The sequence below is a fragment of the Pantoea sp. 9140 genome (genome assembly GCF_000745295.1).
Taxonomy (GTDB): domain Bacteria; phylum Pseudomonadota; class Gammaproteobacteria; order Enterobacterales; family Enterobacteriaceae; genus Pantoea; species Pantoea vagans.
Window position 1 is genome coordinate 596061 of record NZ_JQNO01000001.1, and the last position, 19242, is coordinate 615302.

A 19242-nucleotide genomic window follows, 5' to 3' on the forward strand; every position below is an offset into this window, starting at 1 on the left:
ATATTTTGTACGCTAAAGCGCCAGCTTGCAATGTTGCAGCCCTGCTTTATTGAATCTGGTCCTGAATCAGCGATGGACCTCACCACAAAGCAGGACCACATTCGGTCTGACTTTATGAATACGGTTTGCCATCGTTTCACAGTCCACCTTCGTCGGATAAATGCGCTCCGAGACCGGCAGCGCTTCGCAGGCGTCGTAGCCACACGCGCTCACTAACAACACAAATCCTATCAACATAGATCCTCTCCTTTACACGGTCTGGTGGTCCGGACTGTGGTGCTTTTTATCCCTTTTTAACATCCAGTATAGACAAACGTGACGGGGCGGCATTGTCAGTGTGAGCTATGACCTGCCGGGCAGCGGTCTGCGGCAGGATGAGAGCTGGGTAAAACGAAGGCGCAGGCGGGGAGTCAGCCTGCAAAATACCAGGCGGGCAGCAGCGCAATCAGGTTATTCAGAGTGTGCAGGAAGATGGGCAGCGCCAGACTGTTACTCCGCAGCCGCGCATAGCAGAGCAGCAGTGAAAACAGCGTCAGAGCGATAAGAGTCTGCCAGTGCACATACTGTGTATGCATCACCGCAAACAGCAGTGAGGTCAGCAGCATGCAGGCGAAACGGCTGCGCGGCGCCCACAGCAGAAAACCCTGTAACAGGAAACCGCGGAACAGCACCTCTTCAAACACCGGCGCCAGCAGTACGGCGGTCAGCAGCAGGATCAACAGCGAATTGCGTCCCTGCTGGGCCTGCATCACCAGCCAGCCTTCCGGCTGCATGAACTGCATCTGTGCCGCCATCAGCACAAACAGCGCGCCGGTAAACAGCAGGGTTTGCAGCGTATAAAGTTCACCCAGCGGCAAATCGGTGCGGCGCTGGCAGTAGAAGCGATAAAGCGGATAGATAACAGCAAATTCAAACAGGCAGAGTACGGGCACCAGCAGGCCGTCATTACGCAGCACGCTGTAATTAGGGAACAGCGTGATCAGCATGGTAACCAGGTAATAGACCACAAAGCTGCCGACGTAGAACAGCGTCAGGGTCACTCTGTCGGAATTGGTGTTCATAGGCGACTCAGCCAGCGAAGGTAAGCGCATAGTAGCAATGCACCCGATCGCTGTCGAGTGAGCCTGTTACACATTATTTAAGCGCAAAATGTTAGCCGCAGACTAAACACCAGAGCACCCAGGCCGATAACTGATGAAACTAATCTGGCCAGCAACGCATGTTGTATTGCAGGTCTGTGATCTCAACCCCTGGCTGTGTAGTGAGCACTCTTAATGACTTTTAACCCTCCGGCGCCGCCGTCGCCGCCATTCAGACATGCCGCTGAAGATCGCACTGTCCGCTTTACGCGGCGCAGCCTGCGTACGCTTTCGCTGTTGCTGTCTGGTGTGCTGGTGCTCTCGATGCTGATGGTGCTGACGATTGCGCAGCGTCAGAACAGCGCATCGGTTGAGCATGACCGCATGCTGATGCAGCAGACGTGGCAAAATCGTCAGGAGGCGATGGTCACCGATATCCGGGATTATGCCTTCTGGGGAGAAGCCTGGCGCAATCTCCATGTCAGGGTGAACAAGGTCTGGGCGTTTGACGAAGAGAACTTCGGACCGGGTCTTTACGAAGAGTATCACTATGAAGGCGTGTTCGTGGTTGACGGCAAAGGCCGCACTACCTACAGCGTGATTAATGGGCAACTGGCGGATACGTCGCTGGAAGCCTGGCTGGGTAATGAAACACCGGTGCTTATTGCGGCAGCGCGTCAGCTCAATAATAAAGCGATGACCCGCAATGCGCTGATCAATCATCTGCCCGCGATTGTGGTGGCTGCACCTATCAGCAGCGGTAAACTGCCGAACGTGCCGCCTATGGCCGGACCTGCGTCTATCATGGTGTTCGTGAATCTGTTCACACCCGCCAAATTACAGGCACTCGGCGCGACGCTGGATGTGCGCGAACTGCGTCTGCCCGCCAGTGAAGAGGATGCCCTGCGTGAACCGCGAATGGTACTCCCGTTGCCAGGCGGCGAGCCCATTGTGCTGCGCTGGACGTCAAAAATGCCGGGCATGGGCCTGATCGGGTTGCTGTTGCCACTGCTGCTGCTGACGGCGATCATCATCGGCATCATCACCCATCGCGTCAGCCGCCATGCGCTCTCTAATGCGATTCTCTCTGATCGCCGCTTTGCCATGCTGGCAATCAGTCAGCAGGAGCTTGCCAACAGTGAAGCGCGGTTTCGCGATCTCGCTGAGGCGGCGTCAGACTGGATCTGGGAAACGGATGAAGAGGGCCGTCTGATCTATCTGTCAGCGCGTTTTCATACCCTTACCGGCCATGACATCACACACTGGCTGGGACGTCACATCGATCACCTGCTGACTCATCCCAGCCATTCGCTGGTCGCCTGGCTGCTGCGGCAGGAGGCGGAAGAGCAACAGATGCCGCTGCGCTGTCAGTTTATGTCGGCTCAGGGTCACCGCCGCATCGGTCAGCTGGTAGCGAAAACCATCTGGCATGATGCGCGACGTATCGGGTTTCGCGGCACGGTATCGGACATTACCCAAGGCATGGAAGCGGAGGCTCGCATTCAGTTTCTGTCGCGTCACGACGTTTTAACCGGTCTCTCGAACCGCGTGCAGCTGCTGGAGTTTCTGACGCTGCACCTTGCGCTGCCTGATGGCGCTGCGCCGCTGACGCTGATTACTCTCGATCTCGATCAGTTCCGGCCAATCAATGAAACCTGGGGCCATGCGGCGGGCGATGAGGTACTGAGCCAGATAGCGCAGCGTCTGAAGCACTGTATCGGCCCGCAGGAGCTGGTGGCGCGGCTGAGCGGAGATGAATTTGTCCTGGTGTTGCGGGAAACGAATCGTGAGCGGATCGATCAGCGTTGTGCTCAGCTGGTGCACGAGATTCAGCAGCCAGTCAGCACCGGGCAGCATGTCCACTATCTCACCATCAGCATGGGCATTGCCTGTGTGCCGCAGGATGCCAGCCATCCGGAAGCGCTGCTGCAGATGGCGGATATCGCACTGAATGAAGCACGCGATGCGGGACGTAATCAGTGGGTCTGGTATGCCAATGAAATGGCGAGCCAGCGCGAAGATAAGCGTGAAATGGCGCGGCGCATTGAGAAAGCGCTGACTAACAACGAATTTCGTCTGCACTATCAGCCCCGTTATCAGCTGCTGACCGGTCAGCTGGCCGGCGCTGAAGCACTGATTCGCTGGCAGATTGCCCCGGATCAGTGGATTACGCCTGACCACTTTATTCCGCTGGCGGAAGAGAGCGGTCTGATCGCCACTATCAGCGACTGGGTTCTGATGCGCGCCTGCCAGGATGCGCTGGGCTGGGGCGGCGATCGCTATGTGTCAGTCAATATTTCGCCGATGGAGTTTCGTACCAGCGATCTGGTGCAACGTGTGGCAGATGTTCTGGCGAAAAGTGGTCTGCCAGCGACAAGGCTGGAGCTGGAGATCACGGAAAATGTCACCTTTGAACATCCACAGCATGCGCTGGAGGTGATGCAGGGCTTACGGTCACTGGGGGTGAGGTTAACCGTTGACGATTTTGGCACCGGCTATGCCGCGCTGGGCTACCTGAAGACCTTCCCGTTCAACGGTCTGAAGATAGACCGCTCCTGGATGAAAGATTTCCCGGAGTCGCAGCAGGCGCAATCGGTCGTGGCGGGCATTATTGCGCTGGCACGCGCTTTTGCGCTGACGATTACGGCGGAGGGAATTGAGACAGAAGCGCAGCTGAACCAGCTAAAACAGCTCTCGTGCGAAGAGGGGCAAGGCTACTTCCTCGGTCGGCCGATGCCGCTGGCTGCATTCAGTACGCTTCTGGAAAGAACAACGCAAAATCAGGCTGAGCCGGTTTAACGGACGTTGACCGCCACGGCGGTCATCAGTATTGCGCAGACAACAAAAATAATCAGTTCCATCATGACCTCCACAGCGCTAAGAATAGTCTTAAGATAGTGTAGCGGCTCAATGTGTTTTTTTTAGGCAGTGAGTGCGATTAATCTTAAAAAATGCCCCTGTGTGACACCCGGATCCGCGCTCACTGTAACAACTTTACCTTTTCCGGCTTCTGGTCAGCAGGCACGCTTTGCTACTCTTGGGGCAGGTTTTACACGTCCAACAGGAGAACAAACGTGAAATTTTATGGAAAAGGGCTGCTGGTAGTGGGTCTGTTTGCATTAACCGCCTGTCAGTCTGCCAGTAAACCTGACACCGCCAGTGTGCCGCAGGATCCTGAAGCCGACCGCTGCGGTGCCTCTCAGTTTCAGAACTATGTCGGCAAACCGTTAACCGTGCTTCAGGGTCAACACTTTGAACAGCAGGTGCGTCCAATCCCCTATAATTCTGCGGTCACCATGGACTTCAACCTCAACCGGCTTAACTTCCTGGCCGACAAAAATGGCAATATCAGCTCAGTTTATTGTGGCTGACGGCCGGTCTGTCATAGGCTTGTCATAACGGCAGGCGAGGATAGCAGCGCGTTTAAGAAACTTCCTCGTCACACAATAAATAGTGCTCGTCTTGTTTATTCCCGCCCCGGCGGGAATTTTTTTAGCGCCTTCGGGCCGGAACAGGAGCGGAGAAGATGAAACGCATCATCGTGGCACTGCTGCCCACGTTGTTACTCAGCAGCACGCTGGCACAGGCCTCCAGTGAAGAGGCCTGGCAGAAGAGCCGTCAGATCATGACGCAGGCGTGTATTAACGCCAGCCACCTGAGCAAAGTAAAAGTGCTGGGCGAGCCGATTGAGTATGACGACAACACAGGTTACAGCGCACTGTTGCTGGAAGGACGCTATTCCCAGCAGCATATGAAAAACAGGCGTGGACGGGAGCTCTGCCTGTTTCAGCGCAGCAGTGGACGGGCCAGCGTCAGCGAAGCGGATAAACTGCGCTGGGTGAAGTAAACCGCCGTTTTATACCGCCGGCTGCGTGTCGATGAGCTGTGCCAGCAGGGTGCGATACCGCTGCAACTGCGCTTCATCGCCTTCCACTTCCAGTTTGTCAATCACCCGCGCAATCAGCGCCTTACTGGTCGCGGGTTCTCCCGCCTCCATAATTTCACGCAGAATAACCGCCAGCAGATCGGACTCTGGCGGTGTTCGCCAGTTCGGGCTGTTGAAATAGTCACTGATAGCGCGGCTGGCACTGTTCGTTTGCACTCTCATTTCCCTACCTCCGCTGAAACACTATCCCGACCCTTACACAGGTGTAAGAGCATCTATGCATGTCATAAGCTGAACTGCCTCAGCGTAGCCGGATGGTCTGGACCGTTTTTTAGCGGAGGACGTCGCGCCAGGCAGAATGATCGCCACATCGCCACGACTGGCGATTTTTTAAACATAGAAGCGGCGTGAATCGTTGTCAGTAACAGAATGACATATTTTTCCATATTGATGAGGCATAGTTGAGGAAGAGGGTGCCAGGGCAGGCTATCGGCCACGGGATTCACGCTGTAAACCGCTGGTCAGAGAAAATTTTCGCGGGTAATTGCGCTGAATCAAGAGGAATCCGGTCTTTTGCCGTTTGTGCCATGTTATGTCGGTCACGTAAAGAATCGTCGCGTTAAACTAAGTACTCCCTCTCTTTGAATTATCTGCTCATGCCACGCATTATTGAACCCTGGAAGATAAACCTGATCTCGGTCTGGTTTGGCTGTTTTTTTACTGGCCTGGCCATCAGCCAGATTATCCCGTTTCTGCCGCTCTACCTTGAGCAGCTTGGCATCACCGGAGGCGAGTCCCTGAGTCTCTGGTCGGGGCTCACCTTCAGTATCACCTTCGTGGTTTCGGCGGCGGTCGCCCCGCTGTGGGGCAGTCTGGCCGATCGCAAAGGCCGTAAATTGATGCTGCTGCGTGCGGCGTTTGGTATGGGCGTGGTGATCCTGCTGCAGGCTTTTGTCACCGAAGCCTGGCAGTTGCTGCTGCTGCGCGCCCTGATGGGGCTGACCTCCGGCTATATCCCCAACGCGATGGCGCTGGTGGCGGCTCAGGTGCCGCGTGAACGCAGCGGCTGGGCGCTGAGCTGTGTCTCCACCGGACAGATTGGCGGTGTGATTCTGGGGCCGATGCTGGGTGGGCTGCTGGCTGACTGGGTCGGTTTGCGCACGGTATTTATCGTCACCGCGGCGCTGCTGATGGTCAGCTTTCTGGTGACGCTGTTCCTGATTAAAGAGAACGGTTACACCCCGGTGAGTAAAAAAGAGAAGCTCAGCGGACGCGAGGTTTTCCGCTCGCTGGACAACCCCAGGCTGATGCTCTGCCTGTTTTTCACCACCATGGTGATCCAGATGTGCAATGGATCGGTGAACCCGATCCTGACGCTGTTTGTGCGCGAGCTGGCGCCCACCGCAGAGAATATCGCGTTTCTCAGTGGCGTAATTGCGGCACTGCCCGGCGTCTCTGCACTGCTGGCCGCGCCACGTTTGGGACGACTCGGTGACCGCATTGGTACGCAGCGTATCCTGCTGGCGACGATGGTTATCTCGCTGCTGCTGTTTATCGCGATGTCTTTTGTAACCAGTGCCACGCAGCTGGGCGTCTTACGTTTTCTGCTGGGCTTCGCCGATGGCGCGATGATGCCTGCGGTACAGACGCTGCTGGTACGTCACTCGCGTGACAATATCACCGGCCGGATCTTCGGTTATAACCAGTCGTTTATGTATCTTGGCAATGTTGCTGGCCCCTTACTGGGCGCAGCAGTATCGGCGGTGGCAGGTTTCCGCTGGGTCTTTTGTGCCACCGCCGTTGTGGTGCTGATTAACGTGCTGTTTCTGAAACGCTTTTACCGGCGTCCGAAGACTGTGTTGCCCGCGTCGGCTGACAAATCGTCAGTTCAGCCTGCCAGCGCTGCTGAGTCAGCAAAAACTCAGGACTGACGCTGGGGCTCCAGGAGTCATCACCGCCGACGCCCATATGGAAGGCATCCAGGTGCAGCCAGCAGCCCGCCTCCGGACGCAGAAGGTGGCGGTGGGATGCCTCACGCAGCTGTTCCAGACTGAAGCGGCTCAGCGAAAAAGCGAAATCACCGCTGACCTGCCAGCTGCCGCTGTCGAGCTGGCGGGTGCCGCCACGCAGACCATTCTCACCAGGGAAAACGTAGGGCGTTGAAAGCTGATCCAGCGGCAGTTGCCAGCGTGAGAACTGCGCGGCCATCTGGCGATCGGGATAGTTTTCATGCGGTCCCAGGCCGAGCCAGCTTACCTGCTGCGGGATCTGCGCCAGCTCACAGCGTAAGCCGATGCGCGCGGGCGGTGGCAATCCGCGTGACTGCTCAACGGAAAGCTGTAACTGCAACTCCCCCTGCGCATTGATCAGATAACGCTTACGGCTGATAAAGGCAAGCTTGCCATTGGCGAGCCAGCTATGCAGCGTTTCGATCTGCACCGCCTGCGGCAACGCATACGCGGCTATCGACACCAGTTGGCTGCTCATCTGGTCATATCCTGCCGCCTTCCAGCGTTCGACCCACGCATTGGGATCTACCCGTTCCGCTTCGCTGGTGCCGATGTCATTGTCCAGCGGCGCGCGAATAAAGCAGTCCTGAAGCGGCGAGAGTAGCGTCGGTGTCTCATTGATGAACCACTGCGTCAGCTCACCGCTGTGGCGTGAAAAATGCCAGCGTTGCCGCTGATGGGTGACGATAATCTCACTGGCGTCATCATGGAGGACAGGTGCTTCAGCTTTTTCCGGCAGCGGGGGCAGCGCCAGCAGCGAAGGCAGCGCCCACTGATGCCAGGCGACACGCCAGCCAGCCTCGCTCCAGCGTGTCGGGTGAATCTGATGAACAGCAACATTAAGCCAGCATTCGCCCTGTAAGGCGGGCGGTGACGGCAGAGTGATCCGCTGCTGACCCTGTGGGCCGATATCCAGTAAAACTTCACCTTCCGTCACCACCTGGCCTTCCTGCTCAATGCGCCAGCGCAGCACTTCATTGTCACTGTGACGGAATAAGTAGTCGCTGCTGACCGTAACGCTCAGCGGGTCGCCGGGATCGACGGTGAACTGCCAGAACTGCTGGGCGCGCTGCGCCTCATACAGCGCCGGATGCGGCGTGCGATCGGCAAACACCAGCCCGTTCATGCAGAACTGGCGGTCGTTGGGCTTATCGCCAAAATCGCCGCCGTAGGCCTGCCAGGGTTGACCCTGATCGTCATAACGGGTCAGGCTCTGATCCACCCAGTCCCAGACGAAGCCGCCCTGGAGGCGCGGGAACTGGCGGAAGGCCTCCCAGTATTTCGCGAAACCGCCAAAGCTGTTGCCCATGGCATGCGCATACTCACACAGGATCAGCGGACGCGTTTCGCCCGGCAGGCCGATCCACTTTTTCAGCGACCACTTCGGCACCGCCGGGAATGGCTGATCTTCATCGACCCTGGCATACATCGGGCAGATGATATCGGTCGCGGCGGTGTCCGCACCGCCGCCTTCATACTGAACCGGACGGGTAGGATCGCTGCTTTTCACCCAGCGGTAGAGCGCGTCATGCGTGGCACCATGTCCCGACTCATTGCCCAGCGACCAGATAATAATGCTGCAGTGATTACGATCGCGCTGCACCATACGCGTCACACGTTCGCTAAAGGCAGCGAACCAGCGGGGATCGTCGGAGAGTCGGTTCATCGGCTGCATGCCGTGAGTTTCGATATTCGCTTCATCCACCACATAAAGCCCATACTGGTCGCACAGCCGATACCAGAGCGGATGATTGGGGTAGTGCGAACAGCGCACCGCGTTGAAATTGTGCTGCTTCATCAGCTCAATGTCGCGGCGCATCGTTGCCTCATCCACCACCTGACCGCGCTCCGGATGGTGTTCGTGGCGGTTGGTGCCACGGATAAGTAGCGGTTTGCCATTGAGACAGAGCAGGCCGTTATCGATAGTGACCTGACGGAAGCCGACATCATACGCCTCCACCTCGATCAGCTGATGATCCCCATCCAGCAGCGCCAGCGTGGCGCGATAGAGGTGTGGCGTTTCAGCGCTCCACAGCGCGGGCCGTTCCACCGGCAGGCTGAGCAGGGCGCGTTCAGGATAGTGGCCCCGTTCGTCAATAATGGCGCTGCCCAGCGGCTGCTGACACTGCGCAACCGGCTGTTCACCCTGCCATAGCGTCAGGCGCAGCTGATAGCGCGAGGTGAGGTCAGACGGCAAGGCTACGCGGACCTGGGCGCGCAGCTCGGCACGGGTAAACTCCGGGCTGAGCCGGGTTTCCAGTTGCACGTCAGCCAGATGCACCTGCGGCTTATGCAGTAACGTGACATCGCGGAAAATGCCGCTCATCCGCCACATATCCTGATCTTCAAGATAGCTGCCGTCGCTCCAGCGCAGCACCATCACCGCCAGCCGGTTTTTGCCCGGTCGCAGATAAGGGCTCAGGTCGAATTCGGCGGGCAGGCGGCTGTCCTGAGAGTAGCCAATCCACTGTCCATTGCACCACAGATGAAAGGCTGAATTGACGCCGTCAAAGATGATGCGTGTCTGCCCGGAAGTGAGCCAGGCGGCGTCCGTGCTGAATGTGAGCGAGTAACATCCTGTCGGGTTCTCTTTGGGTACAAACGGGGGATTAACCGGAATGGGATACTGCACGTTGGTGTAAATAGGCGCATCAAAGCCGTGCATCTGCCAGTTTGCCGGCACCGGAATCGTGCTGGCATCCGGTAGATCCTGCAGTAACCAGCTGGCCGGGACCGCCTCAGGCTGCGCAAAGTAACTGAAACCCCACTCCCCATTCAGGCTCTGCAGTGACACCGAGGGCGTGTCATCACGCGCCGCTGCTTCGTCCCGCCAGCTGGCAAAAGGCGGGTGCGCATCCAGCCGATGCAGCGAGGTCACGACCGGATTTTCCCAGTCGCGCCGGGAGAGGATGTCACTGAAAGCAGCCTGTGAGAGAGTCATGGTTATATCCTGTAAATGTGATGCGCTCACAATGCGCAAAATTGTTCAGGCTGTAAAGCGTTCGCCATCCCGATTTGCACAAATAGTTTTCCCCGAAAGCGGGCCGCAGTGTTGAGAATGTGGCGGCTTACTGACTGTAAAACGTTAAGTCTGGTCAGCAAAGATAAATAGCGACCGGATGCGGAGGAATCTCACTTGTCGCCATGCGGGTGGCTTCATACACTCAGCCCGATTTCATCACCCTGAGGTAAATATGGTACGAATCGTTAAGCTGGCTGCCGTTGTGGCATTAGTGACTGCATTAAGCGGATGTCTTTTCCCGCCTCCTGGCGGCGGCGGTGGAGGAGGTGGTGGCTGGGGCGGACCTGGCGGCGGACCGGGCCGCGGATTTGTCGATCCGCGTTAAGTCTGCTTATTGAATGCTGGCAGGCGAAACGTTTAACAGCGGTGATGTTTGTCCGCAAAACGTTTCGCCTGCAAAGTTAGCCGGAAATCGCCGTGAAAAGCGCAGCGGTGCAGGCTAACTCGCTGAAAAAAGGTGAGTTGCCCTCTGTTTTTTAGCCAGCGTGGTGATAGTTTCAGCTTTTCTTCACCGCTGAGACAACAGCATGAAAAACCTGATTGCTGAGTTACTGGTTAAGCTGGCTGAAAAAGAAGCGACAGCGAAAGAGCAGGTGGCGCAGATTGAGGCGCTGGAAATTGTCGTGACCGCACTGGTTCGCAAGCTGGATCCGCAACAACATCTGGACATGACGACTACGATTGAAACCGCCATGGACAACGTGGCCTGTGCCGATGACAACGATGCGCTGTTGCTGCGTAATTACATCGAAAAGCTGCTCCGGCATCCCCGCCAGTAACGAGCCCGGTACCAATCTGGAATGGGATCTTCACATCACTTTGACATGAAACATTTTCCGCTTTGCTTATTCGCTGCCAGAATAACAGGGGACAATCCATTGTGGAGATAACAAGATGAAAGTCGGTTTAATGGCGATGATGATGGCGGGCCTGCTGGTCAGCGGGCTGGCGGGTGCGGCGGAGAAGACCCCGCAGCAGGAAAAGATGACGATGTGTAACCAGCATGCTAAATCACAGGATCTCAAAGGGGATGCACGTAAAACCTTTATGAGTGAATGCCTGAAAAAAGACAGCAAACTGTCGCACATGTCGCCGCAGCAGATGAAAATGAAAAGCTGTAACGGCGAAGCTGGCGATAAAAAGCTGGCAGGCGATGCGCGTAAAACCTTTATGAGCCAGTGCCTGAAAAAAAGCTGATCATCCCCTACGGCCACGCAGGTGGCCGCTTCTTCTTTCTGCGCAACGGTGATTCAGTTCCGTTTAACGCTGATTAAATTACCTTCCACAACAAAACCTTAACCCCTCTGACAAACATTCCTCATCAGGCTTCCCGGTTCCTTTGCCACACTTACTGTTTGTGGGGATTTGCGCAGGCTTTGTTTTACCGCGCAGCACCAGACCCGAAACAGCGAAAGGAGCCATGCCGTGAACTATCAATTTACCGCCGACCTGAACGATCTGCCGCAGCGACAGCCGGTTAAGAAAACGCTGGGTGAGGTAGAGGTGTTACTGATTCGCGACGGGGACAACGTACGCGCGTATCAGGCGAAATGTCCGCATGCGGGCGCGCCGCTGGAGCAGGGCGCGATTTGTGGCGACCGGCTGGTCTGCCCGTGGCACAAAGCCGCGTTTCATATCGCCGATGGCAAAATGTGTGAACCGCTGGCGCTGGCCGATCTTAAGCAATATCCGCTGCGCATTGAAGAGGGCCGGGTGCTGGTAAACCCAAAAGCGATGTCTCCCGCTGCACCCATTGGCAGCGGAGCAGACGCACCGGTTTATGTAGTGCTGGGTGGTGGCGCGGCGGGCAGCGCAGCGCTGTGGCGTCTGCGTCATGACGGCTTCAAAGGCCGCCTGATTCTGGTTGAGCGGGAAACGGACGCGCCTTACGACCGCACTGCGCTGACCAAATTTGTGCCGTCGGGCAAAATGGACATCAGCGAGGTGCCACAGCTGCTGAAAGCGGATGTGATGGATCACGTTGAACGCGTGCAGGCTACCGTGAGTCGCCTTGATACGCAGCAGCAACGGCTGATCTTCGACGATGGCGAAACGCTTGTCTTCGACAAACTGCTGATCGCCAGCGGCGCAAAGCCTGTCCGTCCCGATTTGCCAGGCAGCGATCTTGAAGGAGTTTATTTGCTGCGCAGCAAAGCGCAGACCGATGAGCTGCTTAAAGCGGTGGATGCCAGCCATAAAATCGTGATTATCGGCAACAGTTTTATCGGCACCGAGCTGGCGTCGGCACTGCGTAATCGTGACATCGACGTTACGGTGATTGCCCGTCAGGCGCTGCCCTTTGCAAAACGGTTTGGCGATCAGATAGGCCGCTATTTCTACCAGCTGCATGAGCAAAACGGCGTGAAGTGGGTGCAGGGCGAGATTGAAGCTATACAGGGCGACCAGCAGGTGAGTGGCGTACAGCTTAAGGGTGGACGGCAGCTGGATGCGAACGTTGTGCTGTTTGCTACCGGCGTAAAACCGGCTACCGACTTTATCCACGATCTGCCGCTGGCAGAGGATGGCAGTCTGCAGTCAGACGAGCATTTACGGGTCGCTGACAATATCTGGGTGGCGGGTGATATCGCCACGTATCCGTCGGCACAGGGTACGCTGCGCATTGAGCACTATCGCGTCGCGCATCAGCAGGGACAGACCGCCGCATGGAATATGCTGGATCAGAACGTTGCCTTTGATCGTGTGCCGTTCTTCTGGACCACGCAGTATGGCACCCGTTATGAGTATGTTGGCCATGCGGCAGAATGGGATAATTTCGAGCTGATCGGCTCGCTGGAGGACAAAAAGTTTATGGCGTTTTATGGTCAGCAGGGGCAACTGGCGGCGATCTGCTCATGCGGTATGTATACGCTGACTGCTGAGCTGGTGGAGCGGATGCAGCAACCGATGTCGCTTGCCGACGCGGTGGCGCTCGCTCAGGCGCACATCAGTTAAGTTGCGCACAAGGCGGGCCGCGAGCCGGTCCGCCCTGCGCAGTGCCTGAACGCTTAGCTGCGGCTTAGTTTTTCGGACTTCGCCATGCACTGCTGCATTGCTTCAATCACCGCCGAGCGCATCCCTTTCTCTTCCAGCACCTTCACGGCTTCAATGGTGGTGCCGCCAGGCGAGCAGACCATATCTTTAAGTTCAGCCGGATGTTTGCCGCTGGTCAGCACCATCTCCGCCGCCCCTTTTACCGCCTGTGCAGCAAACTGATAGGCCTGGGCGCGCGGCATGCCGCCCAGTACGGCCGCATCCGCCATCGCCTCGATAAACATAAAGACGTAGGCCGGTGCAGAACCGCTGACGCCGACCACGGAGTGAATCAGATATTCATCCACCACGGCCGCTTTGCCGAAGCTCTCAAAAATCGCGACGACCTCGTCGATCTCCGCCTGCTCAACCAGCACGTTGGGCGTGACCGAGGTCATGCCTTCGCTGACCAGCGAGGGCGTATTCGGCATCGCCCGGACAATTTTACGATCGTAGCCCAGCACCGATGAAAGCGAATCCAGCGTCACGCCCGCCGCAATCGACACTACCAGCGCCTCTTTTTTCAGGCTGCCGGCCAGCTCTTTTAATACTTTCAGAATCACATTGGGTTTTACCGCGCCGAACAGGATGTCCACCTCACGCGCCAGCGCATCCGCGCTCTCAGCTGCGTTGATGCCATACTGCTCTGCCATCGCCTGGTTGGTCTCTGCTTTGCGATCGTAAACGAAGATATCAGACGGGGCGATTTTGCCGCTGTTGACCAGTCCGCCGATAATGGCTTTCGCCATGTTTCCCCCGCCGATAAACCCGATTTTTTTTGCCAGCATCGCCATCTCCTTAGGACATTATTCGGTTTTCTCAGTGGGCTAGCTTACTTCAGCCAGCCCGAATAACAAGTCAGCCGGATGCGGGCTGGAAAGCGTGCCGCAAATAAAATTTGCCATTCAGGGAGAACCCGGCAAGATCTCAGGCTTCTCTGACTGTAAGGAATCATGATGTTTATCTGGGTCGATGCCGATGCCTGTCCGAATGTGATCAAAGAGGTGCTCTACCGTGCGGCGGATCGCACCTCCACCACGGTCACTTTTGTGGCAAACCAGTTTCTGCGCGTGCCGCCATCACCTTATCTGCGCACCCTGCAGGTGCCAGCCGGATTTGATGTGGCGGACAATGAGATTGTCAGGCGTTGTCAGCCTGGCGATCTGGTGATCACCGCCGATATTCCGCTGGCGGCTGAGGTGATTGAGAAGGGGGCGGCAGCGCTGAATCCGCGCGGTGAACGTTACTCACCGGCAACGATACGTGAACGCCTGACGATGCGGGATTTTATGGATACTCTGCGGTCAAGCGGCGTGCAGACCGGCGGCCCCGCGACGATGAGTCCGCGTGACCGCCAGCAGTTTGCGAATGAGCTGGATAGCTGGCTCACTCAGCAGAAGCGCTGAATTTAAACGAAGCTGTCGTCATCGTCGAAATCACCGCCGCCAAAATCGTTCAGATCGCTGTTGTCAGCATAATTACTGTCCCAGCCTGAGTTCTGATCGAGGAAGGCGTTATCGTTACCGCCGTTAAAGGCATCGGCGTTGTCATCGCCACCGTTAAAGGTGTTGAGATTATCATTCACCTCCGGCAGCGGCGGCTCATTGATGATGTTCACAATCTCTTCCGGCTGTGAATGGTGGAACATGCTGGTCAGCATATCGGCCATCACCACACCCCCTGCCACGCCCACTGCTGTTTGTAGTGCGCCGCCAAGAAAACCGGTGCCGCGTGGCGCTGCTGCCTGAGCAGGGGCATATTGCTGCTGTGCCGGTTGTTGCGGCGCACTGTTCCACGGCGATGGTTGCTGTTGCTGCTGCTGAACGGGCTGCTGCTGGCGCGAACCGCTGCCAAACAGTCCCGACAGAAAGCCGCCGCTGCTCTGTGCGGGTTGCTGCTGCAACTGTGCAACCTGGCTTTCCAGCGCTGACACTTTCTCATTGAGTTTTTTCAGCGCCGCTTCCTGAATCAGGATCGCCTGCGCCATGTAGTAAGGCGCGCCCGGCTGCGCCTGAAGATGCTGGTTAATCAGTTGTTCGGCTGCGGCATCGCGTGCCGAGGTCTGGCTTTCAGCCTGTTTCAGACGGCTGAACAGCCCTTCAATCAGTTGTTGTTCTTCGCGTTGCATGATGACTCTCCTGTGGCGATTGTTACCAGTATATGGGGGCGCCGGTAAGAAAAGTAAAATCGCGGCGGTAAGCAAATATTGCCAGCGCATTCCGGACGCTGTTTAGCGCGTTTTTTATCGTCCTGTTAGCGCCGTGATGCACAAAACGTGCATGCTTTTCCCGTTGAAAACACAAAGATTATCGCTGTTCAGGTAACGAAAATGCGTAAATCATGCCTGACAGGTGGAGGCAATAATAATTTCCAGTTATCATGCGTCGCATTATTAAGCTAACCATGCAGCCGCATCGCGCGGTCAGGCGGAGGAACGGCCCTGATGTCACTACCCATCTTTTTGATTGGCGCTCGCGGTTGCGGCAAAACCACGGTCGGCGAAGCGTTGTCGCAGGCGCTGGGCTACGCCTTTACGGATACCGATCATCATCTGCAACTTAGCACGCAGCGCAGCGTGGCCGAGATTGTTGCGGCAGAAGGCTGGGACGGTTTTCGCGCCCGTGAAACGGAATCGCTTAAAGCGGTGACGGCACCCGGGACTGTGATTGCCACCGGTGGCGGGATGATTCTGGCTGAAGAGAATTGCCGTTTCATGCAGGAGCAGGGCCGGGTGATCTGGCTCAGCGCGTCGCCCGAAGTGCTGGCAGAACGACTGGAAAGCGAACCTGAAGCGGCTCAGCGTCCGACGCTGACCGGACGTCCGATTGCCGATGAAATGAGTGATGTGCTGCGTGAGCGCGCGCATCTCTATCAGTCCGCAGCCCATCATCAGGTGAATGCCATGCAATCGCCTGAGTGCGTAGTGGAAGAGATTTTGCTTTCCCTCTCTCTGGCGCGCGCCAGCTAACCCTCAGATTTTTCCCGCTTTGATCCCGCTTCGGATGGCATTGTCTATACTGATCCTATGACAGGCAGCAGCCTGTCCTGTGGAATGTTATTCAGACAAGAGGGACACACTATGCCGACCAGACCACCATACCCACGTGAAGCGAAAGTTGTGCCTGTTGAAAAGGGTCCTGAGGGAAACAAAGTAACCTCCTACGAATTGCGTGCTGATCATCCCAAACCGAATTCATTAATCAGTGAGCACGAAACGGAAGAAGAAGCGCAAGACGCCAAAGAGCGTTACGAAGATGTCGAGAAAGAGTAAAGCTTTGCTGCTGGCAGGGATGCCAGCCTGTCATGTCTGATAACCCTGTCTTTTTCAGCGCAACGCTGTTCCAGTACAACGCCTTTTTGCCCTCAGAGCGACCTGATTATTAAAGAAGCGAAATTTACGCAGATTTACTGTCGTATGCTTTCTGCTCATGCGTCTGTTCTGCACTCTCTTCACATCGCCATATAAAGCCCCGCTAATCATTTCTGTCACATTATTTTCTCTGCTGCCGATAACGGTAAGTGTTGAATTGTCGCTTGACCGATTCAGCGTCACGTTTTACTTTCGTCAAACCAATAGAGGAACTTAGTTCCATATAGTGGAACACGTTACATGACCACACTTGAAAATGCGGCTGCCGTACTCCGATTGTTTCAGCACAAAGGTGTGACGCAGGGGCATGTTGGTCTCTCATTCAGTGAGGTGGTTGAGGCGCTGACGCTGCCGAAGAGCACCGTTTCACGTCTGCTGGCCACGATGGAAAGTCAGGGGCTGCTGGAGCGGGATGCGGACACACGCGGTTATCATATTGGTCGCGTGTTGCTGGCTGCCGCCGGTCATTATCTCTCGGCACCGCTGGTCGATAGCGTTTCAGCGGCAATGGTCCGGCTGGCTGCTAAGACCGGCTGCATGGGATACGTGTCGAAGCTCGATGGACGGGAAGTATTAGTAATGCGCATGTTTCATGGGCGTCACTTTACGCAGATGGTTACACCGCCTGGCAGCCGAATGCCTGCCGCCGCGACGTCAACCGGTCGGGCGCTGTTAGCGCAACTCAGTGACGAAGAGGTCATAGCGCGCTTCCATGATCACTGGCAGGCTGGCCCGGCGAACTCGCCGCAAAGTCCCGAGGCGCTCTGTGCCAGACTGGCTGAAATCCGCCAGCACGGCTGGTCACTGGCCCGCAATGAATCGCTGCCAGGCATCAGCTCGCTGTCGGTCATTGTTCATAACAAACATCATGGCGAAACGGTGGCACTCTGCCTGTCGTTTCTGTCACAGGAGAGTGAACCGGGTTTCCCGCCAGCGCTCCTTGAAGCATTGCGTGCAACGGCCACAGAGATGGCCGACAAATATGGCGCGTAACTTCACTACGATTTTATCGGCGTAATACTTTCGCCACACCAGGGAAAACCAGGGCCTTCGGGCCTTTTTCTTTCAATCTGATCGCTACGTTGTCCGCAGCAACCCGGTTGCCTGTGTTCGTCTCCCCCTGTCTCCTGTATCGGTTCAGCATCCGGGGTGACGACCATCTGCAATGGCTGTTGCTATGCGGCGCGCATCAGGGCAGTGAACCAGAAAACCGGCGTAAACCTGACATCAGGCAGGCGGACGTTATTTCATTTCTTCTCAACAAGGACTGGCGGGGACATATGGAACGGGTAAATCCAATCAGGCACGTTGGCGTGGCACTGGTTTTAATTTTTCTTTCTATCGCGGGTGCCATTATTGGCATTCAGCTGATTACGACGATTGGCGTAACGCCTAACACCTCCATTATCGGGGCGCTGTTTGCCATGCTGCTGGCGCGTATTCCGCTGCAGGCATTTCGCCGTTATCGTTCGATTGAAATCCAGAACCTGGCGCAGACCGCCATCTCTTCAGCGACCTTCGGGGCGGCTAACAGTCTGCTGATGCCGATTGCCGTACCCTGGGCGCTGGGTGAGCCTCAGCTGGTGCTGCCGCTGTTCTGTGGCGTCAGCGCCGCGATGCTGCTCGATGCCTGGCTGCTCTATCGGCTGTTTGATACCCGCGTCTTTCCGGCCAGTAATGCATGGCCACCAGGCGTTGCAGCAGCAGAAGCGATTAAAGCGGGGGATAAAGGCGGACGCCAGGCGTGGCTGCTGGTGGCGGGCATTGCCGGTGGCGTTGTCGGCGCCATGCTGAAGATTCCGATGTCCGCTTTTGGCACCGCGTTTATTGGCAATATCTGGGCGCTATCGATGCTCGGCATCGGTTTTCTGCTGCGCGCCTACGCGCAGCCGGTGGCCGGTATTGATATCAATGCGCTCTATATTCCGCATGGGGTCATGGTCGGTGCCGGTCTGGTGGCGCTGATTCAGGTGGTGATGGTCATCCGCAGCCGTAAAAATGATGCGCTGACGGTGAGTCGCAACGGTAATGAAGTGCAGCGGGCGCTGGGTTTCGGCAGCGTGGGGTATATCGTGATTTCGGCGCTGCTGGCCCTGGCGGGGGGCCTGTGGAGTGAGATGGGCATCGCGATGCTGCTGCTGTTTGTTCTCTATGCTGCGTTTGCCGCTTTCGCCCATGAACTGATAGTCGGCATTGCCGCCATGCACTCCGGCTGGTTCCCGGCCTTTGCCGTGGCGCTGATTACGCTGATTATCGGCATTCTGATCGGCTTTCCACCGCTGGCGCTCTGCCTGCTGTGCGGCTTTACGGCCGCTACCGGCCCGGCGTTTGCTGACATGGGTTACGACCTGAAGGCGGGCTTTATCCTGCGCGGTAACGGGGCGGATCTGCAGCAGGAGTTGTGGGGACGTCGTATTCAGCTGATCGCGGCCATGATCGCCTTTGTGGTGTCGATTCCCCTTGTCTGGTACGCGCATACTCTTTTCTTTACAGACAATCTGCTGCCGCCGGTGGCGCGTGTGTATGCCAAAACAATTCAGGCGGGTGCTGAACCCGGTATCGCCGGAAACCTGCTGATGTGGGCTATTCCGGGTGCCCTTATCCAGCTGATCGGCGGGCCGAAACGCCAGCTGGGCGTGCTGCTCGCCACCGGTTTATTAATTAATAACGCGATGGCGGGCTGGGCGGTGGTGGTGGGGATCGCCTTACGCATTGTGATCATTCGCATCTGGGGCGAACGCGGCCGGTCGCCCATGGAGGTCATGGCGGCAGGCTTCATTGCCGGTGATGCTCTCTATAGCTTCTTTCATTCGCTGTTTGCCAGCAGCAGCAAAAAATAAAGGATA

Annotated in this window: 19 protein-coding genes; 13 read left to right on the top strand and 6 right to left on the bottom strand. The window is 56.7% G+C overall.

The genetic code is table 11. The annotated features are described in order from the left end of the window. Nucleotides 1-66: 66 nt before the first annotated feature. Together FA92_RS23405 and FA92_RS02620 are read right to left on the bottom strand one after the other, a co-directional pair. Nucleotides 67-237, bottom strand: coding sequence for a hypothetical protein (locus FA92_RS23405; protein WP_003850083.1), 171 nt, complete (start codon nucleotides 235-237; stop codon nucleotides 67-69). A gap of 173 nt (nucleotides 238-410) precedes the next feature. Further along, nucleotides 411-1061: a type II CAAX endopeptidase family protein gene (locus FA92_RS02620; protein ID WP_033732018.1), complete on the bottom strand. Its 651-nt coding sequence runs from the start codon at nucleotides 1059-1061 to the stop codon at nucleotides 411-413. Nucleotides 1062-1274: 213 nt separating this feature from the next. Between FA92_RS02620 and FA92_RS02625 the strand changes: the two genes are divergently transcribed. The 3 genes from FA92_RS02625 (at nucleotide 1275) to FA92_RS02635 (ending at nucleotide 4926) form a co-directional block, all read left to right on the top strand. Next, nucleotides 1275-3878 (top strand): EAL domain-containing protein, encoded by a 2604-nt coding sequence (locus tag FA92_RS02625; RefSeq protein ID WP_033781999.1) that lies wholly within the window; start codon nucleotides 1275-1277, stop codon nucleotides 3876-3878. 275 nt (nucleotides 3879-4153) lie between these two features. Beyond that, on the top strand, nucleotides 4154-4450 hold the full coding sequence (locus FA92_RS02630; protein ID WP_013356930.1) for an I78 family peptidase inhibitor: 297 nt from the start codon (nucleotides 4154-4156) through the stop codon (nucleotides 4448-4450). A 155-nt stretch (nucleotides 4451-4605) separates the two neighbouring features. Then, nucleotides 4606-4926, top strand: coding sequence for a hypothetical protein (locus FA92_RS02635; RefSeq protein ID WP_033782001.1), 321 nt, complete (start codon nucleotides 4606-4608; stop codon nucleotides 4924-4926). A gap of 9 nt (nucleotides 4927-4935) precedes the next feature. Here FA92_RS02635 and FA92_RS02640 read toward each other — a convergent pair whose 3' ends face one another. Beyond that, nucleotides 4936-5187: a biofilm development regulator YmgB/AriR family protein gene (locus FA92_RS02640; RefSeq protein ID WP_033782003.1), complete on the bottom strand. Its 252-nt coding sequence runs from the start codon at nucleotides 5185-5187 to the stop codon at nucleotides 4936-4938. A gap of 434 nt (nucleotides 5188-5621) precedes the next feature. Between FA92_RS02640 and FA92_RS22410 the strand changes: the two genes are divergently transcribed. Next, nucleotides 5622-6896, top strand: a complete 1275-nt coding sequence (locus FA92_RS22410) for a multidrug efflux MFS transporter (protein WP_072008995.1) — start codon at nucleotides 5622-5624, stop codon at nucleotides 6894-6896. On the opposite strand, the gene FA92_RS02645 is transcribed toward FA92_RS22410, so the two are convergent. After that, entirely contained in the window at nucleotides 6778-9915 is a 3138-nt protein-coding gene (locus tag FA92_RS02645) for a beta-galactosidase (RefSeq protein WP_033782004.1), read from the bottom strand. The two genes, FA92_RS22410 and FA92_RS02645, sit on opposite strands and share 119 nt — an antisense overlap. A gap of 253 nt (nucleotides 9916-10168) precedes the next feature. Here FA92_RS02645 and FA92_RS23410 point away from each other — a divergent pair, with 253 nt between their 5' ends. From FA92_RS23410 to FA92_RS02660, 4 genes are all read left to right on the top strand, one after another. After that, nucleotides 10169-10321: a hypothetical protein gene (locus FA92_RS23410; protein ID WP_167493437.1), complete on the top strand. Its 153-nt coding sequence runs from the start codon at nucleotides 10169-10171 to the stop codon at nucleotides 10319-10321. Nucleotides 10322-10523: 202 nt separating this feature from the next. Then, a complete protein-coding gene (iraP, locus tag FA92_RS02650) occupies nucleotides 10524-10775 on the top strand; it encodes an anti-adapter protein IraP (RefSeq protein ID WP_033782005.1) in 252 nt (83 codons plus the stop codon). 115 nt (nucleotides 10776-10890) lie between these two features. Further along, nucleotides 10891-11193, top strand: coding sequence for a PsiF family protein (locus FA92_RS02655; RefSeq protein WP_013356938.1), 303 nt, complete (start codon nucleotides 10891-10893; stop codon nucleotides 11191-11193). A 228-nt stretch (nucleotides 11194-11421) separates the two neighbouring features. Beyond that, on the top strand, nucleotides 11422-12948 hold the full coding sequence (locus FA92_RS02660; protein ID WP_033782006.1) for an FAD-dependent oxidoreductase: 1527 nt from the start codon (nucleotides 11422-11424) through the stop codon (nucleotides 12946-12948). A gap of 53 nt (nucleotides 12949-13001) precedes the next feature. On the opposite strand, the gene proC is transcribed toward FA92_RS02660, so the two are convergent. After that, entirely contained in the window at nucleotides 13002-13814 is an 813-nt protein-coding gene (gene proC, locus FA92_RS02665; RefSeq protein WP_013356940.1) for a pyrroline-5-carboxylate reductase, read from the bottom strand. Nucleotides 13815-13982: 168 nt separating this feature from the next. On the opposite strand from proC, the gene FA92_RS02670 reads away from it, so the two are divergent. Then, a complete protein-coding gene (locus tag FA92_RS02670) occupies nucleotides 13983-14432 on the top strand; it encodes a YaiI/YqxD family protein (RefSeq protein ID WP_033731716.1) in 450 nt (149 codons plus the stop codon). 2 nt (nucleotides 14433-14434) lie between these two features. Here FA92_RS02670 and FA92_RS02675 read toward each other — a convergent pair whose 3' ends face one another. Continuing rightward, nucleotides 14435-15154 carry a DUF2076 domain-containing protein gene (locus FA92_RS02675; RefSeq protein WP_033782007.1) on the bottom strand — a complete coding sequence of 240 codons (720 nt, stop codon included), beginning with the start codon at nucleotides 15152-15154 and terminating at the stop codon, nucleotides 14435-14437. A 315-nt stretch (nucleotides 15155-15469) separates the two neighbouring features. Here FA92_RS02675 and aroL point away from each other — a divergent pair, with 315 nt between their 5' ends. The 4 genes from aroL to FA92_RS02695 all read left to right on the top strand — a co-directional run bounded on the left by aroL (nucleotide 15470) and on the right by FA92_RS02695 (nucleotide 19236). Next, a complete protein-coding gene (gene aroL / locus FA92_RS02680; protein WP_033782008.1) occupies nucleotides 15470-15994 on the top strand; it encodes a shikimate kinase AroL in 525 nt (174 codons plus the stop codon). Nucleotides 15995-16105: 111 nt separating this feature from the next. Continuing rightward, a complete protein-coding gene (locus tag FA92_RS02685) occupies nucleotides 16106-16297 on the top strand; it encodes a YaiA family protein (protein WP_033782009.1) in 192 nt (63 codons plus the stop codon). Between the two features lie 339 nt (nucleotides 16298-16636). Next, nucleotides 16637-17389, top strand: a complete 753-nt coding sequence (locus FA92_RS02690; RefSeq protein WP_033782011.1) for an IclR family transcriptional regulator — start codon at nucleotides 16637-16639, stop codon at nucleotides 17387-17389. A 287-nt stretch (nucleotides 17390-17676) separates the two neighbouring features. Then, on the top strand, nucleotides 17677-19236 hold the full coding sequence (locus FA92_RS02695; RefSeq protein WP_013356945.1) for an OPT/YSL family transporter: 1560 nt from the start codon (nucleotides 17677-17679) through the stop codon (nucleotides 19234-19236). Nucleotides 19237-19242 lie beyond the last annotated feature (6 nt).

Bases quoted from the DNA above. Each gene is read 5' to 3' on its own strand.
- FA92_RS23405 (WP_003850083.1), bottom strand. From the start codon at position 237: ATGTTGATAGGATTTGTGTTGTTAGTGAGCGCGTGTGGCTACGACGCC.
- FA92_RS02620 (WP_033732018.1), bottom strand. From the start codon at position 1,061: ATGAACACCAATTCCGACAGAGTGACCCTGACGCTGTTCTACGTCGGC.
- FA92_RS02625 (WP_033781999.1), top strand. From the start codon at position 1,275: ATGACTTTTAACCCTCCGGCGCCGCCGTCGCCGCCATTCAGACATGCC.
- FA92_RS02635 (WP_033782001.1), top strand. From the start codon at position 4,606: ATGAAACGCATCATCGTGGCACTGCTGCCCACGTTGTTACTCAGCAGC.
- FA92_RS02640 (WP_033782003.1), bottom strand. From the start codon at position 5,187: ATGAGAGTGCAAACGAACAGTGCCAGCCGCGCTATCAGTGACTATTTC.
- FA92_RS22410 (WP_072008995.1), top strand. From the start codon at position 5,622: ATGCCACGCATTATTGAACCCTGGAAGATAAACCTGATCTCGGTCTGG.
- FA92_RS02645 (WP_033782004.1), bottom strand. From the start codon at position 9,915: ATGACTCTCTCACAGGCTGCTTTCAGTGACATCCTCTCCCGGCGCGAC.
- FA92_RS23410 (WP_167493437.1), top strand. From the start codon at position 10,169: ATGGTACGAATCGTTAAGCTGGCTGCCGTTGTGGCATTAGTGACTGCA.
- iraP (WP_033782005.1), top strand. From the start codon at position 10,524: ATGAAAAACCTGATTGCTGAGTTACTGGTTAAGCTGGCTGAAAAAGAA.
- FA92_RS02655 (WP_013356938.1), top strand. From the start codon at position 10,891: ATGAAAGTCGGTTTAATGGCGATGATGATGGCGGGCCTGCTGGTCAGC.
- proC (WP_013356940.1), bottom strand. From the start codon at position 13,814: ATGCTGGCAAAAAAAATCGGGTTTATCGGCGGGGGAAACATGGCGAAA.
- FA92_RS02670 (WP_033731716.1), top strand. From the start codon at position 13,983: ATGTTTATCTGGGTCGATGCCGATGCCTGTCCGAATGTGATCAAAGAG.
- FA92_RS02675 (WP_033782007.1), bottom strand. From the start codon at position 15,154: ATGCAACGCGAAGAACAACAACTGATTGAAGGGCTGTTCAGCCGTCTG.
- aroL (WP_033782008.1), top strand. From the start codon at position 15,470: ATGTCACTACCCATCTTTTTGATTGGCGCTCGCGGTTGCGGCAAAACC.
- FA92_RS02685 (WP_033782009.1), top strand. From the start codon at position 16,106: ATGCCGACCAGACCACCATACCCACGTGAAGCGAAAGTTGTGCCTGTT.
- FA92_RS02690 (WP_033782011.1), top strand. From the start codon at position 16,637: ATGACCACACTTGAAAATGCGGCTGCCGTACTCCGATTGTTTCAGCAC.
- FA92_RS02695 (WP_013356945.1), top strand. From the start codon at position 17,677: ATGGAACGGGTAAATCCAATCAGGCACGTTGGCGTGGCACTGGTTTTA.